2 protein-coding genes are annotated in these 1,807 nt (G+C 50.0%); both read left to right on the top strand.

Annotation, left to right across the window (positions count from 1 at the left end; translation table 11 throughout):
• Window positions 1-1,403: C80 family cysteine peptidase (locus REG_RS10890; protein ID WP_050749381.1), on the top strand; the 1,403-nt coding region annotated here is incomplete at its 5' end.
• Entirely contained in the window at window positions 1,355-1,750 is a 396-nt protein-coding gene (locus REG_RS09220; RefSeq protein ID WP_039908538.1) for a hypothetical protein, read from the top strand. The genes REG_RS10890 and REG_RS09220, both read left to right, overlap by 49 nt.
• Window positions 1,751-1,807: the final 57 nt, after the last annotated feature.

Below are 1,807 nucleotides of genomic sequence, written 5' to 3'. Positions count from 1 at the left end.
AGTTACACGACGAAGACGCATTCACTGCCCGACTGACCGAAACACTTCAGGCGCTGAATTTAGCAGATAACGGCTATACCCGTCAGAAGGAAGGGCCTAAAGTCATGGAAAAGAGAAGCGATGAAATCAAAATCCCTCTCACCCGTGCCTTCCTGCAACAGCATCAACTGTCAGAGTTACTGGATAACGTTTGGAATGATGAACAGGAATTAGCATTAGGCAGCCAAAATAGCCCAGCCCTGCACAGAGAAGCGGTCAATAGCTGGAAAACACAGGAAGTTAGCCTGATGGGATCGGGAGAAAACAGCCGCTTTGCCAGCCAGCTTGTCTTGCAGCTGGAAGATAACCCCGCGGTGAGGAAAGCGGCGGCAAAACTGGCGGGTAAATACCCTGGCCGCAGCGTGTTGGTTCAGCTCGATGCTGAGGGGCACTATCGGGTGGTTTATGGCGACCCCAGTATTTTGCGGGGTTATTTACGTTGGCAAGTGGTGGGGCATGGCCGTAAGGATGATAGGACAAAACATGATCAGACATTGGGGGGGAGTGACGCACTGGAACTAGCGAGCAAGATAGCCCGGTTAAGCCAACAGCTAAACGACGATTATTCGATAAACAGTCAGCCAGGCTACATTAGCTTAGTGGGCTGTTCACTGGCGGAGCGAGACGTCACAACCAATTATGCCCATCAGCTTGCGCTGTCACTGGATCAACAAGGTATCCGCACGGACATTGCCGCCCGCCGAACAGACGTGATGGTCAGCCAATCAGGTCGGAAATTCACCCAGAGCAGTGAAGGCGACTGGCAGCATAAAATCAGTGAGGACAAGCTACTGCTGCGCTGGAATAAACAGGGTAAATTGCTGCCCGCGACGGAGGCGGATTTGGCGTTACGTTTGCAGCGCATCAAGGCGATTGTTGATGAGTTAGCCTTAGGTAAAATCACTTACCCATCATTAACCCAGCAGCAACTGGCGTATCTCGCCGATGCGTTCCAACATGCCGATGAAGGGCTGGACGTCAAGCGATTGATGCAGACGATTTTCGATGCAGAGCAGCGCCAGGCATGGCATCAGGAAGTGTATCAACTGCTGCAATTGCAACGTATTCATCCACAACTAGCAAACCTAAGCAGCCAAGCGGCATTGCAACTGAGTCAAGATTGGCGCGAAAACCAGGCAAAAAGTATTGCAGAGCTGGCCATGACCGCCAGAAAGAATACGGCACCCGAAGTTAACATAACAGCACAGATTGCGCCTCAGGCATTCTATATCGAACACCCAACGTTTAACACTCTAGCGTCAGAGACCGCGCTGGGTCTGGCCTGGCTGGCTGCTTGCTCTCAAGAGACAGCCAAATGCAGGTGCTTTTCACTCATGCCATCATCAACCAACAGCAAGCCGTGAGTGCGCTTCCCCTGCCTGAAGCAAGACAACTCAATCAGCTTCGTACGCTATTTACCGGGTTAAAACAAATAGCATTAAGCAACCCGAAAATATTTACTCGCACGCCCGTGTTACCGTTCAACGGTGCTGAAGGCAGTTATCTGTTAAAAGTTAATCATCATGTATTGATGTTGGCCAGCAAAATCGAACAGGGGCAGCAGGGTTATTATCTGTATGATCCGAAGGTAGGGCAAATAAGCTGCAAGGGAGCAGATCCCATCGCGAACAGCCGGGCACTCAATGCAGTATTGAAGCGTTACCTGCAAGGGAAAACAGCACGCTGGATAGTATTGATATCTATAAAGTGAACATCGATATGGCTTAGGTGTTATAAATTGACGTACAATATCGAAATGATTTATTGA

The organism is Candidatus Regiella insecticola LSR1 (assembly GCF_000143625.1).
Lineage (GTDB): Bacteria > Pseudomonadota > Gammaproteobacteria > Enterobacterales > Enterobacteriaceae > Regiella > Regiella insecticola.
This window is presented reverse-complemented; position numbering and strand designations above follow the sequence as displayed.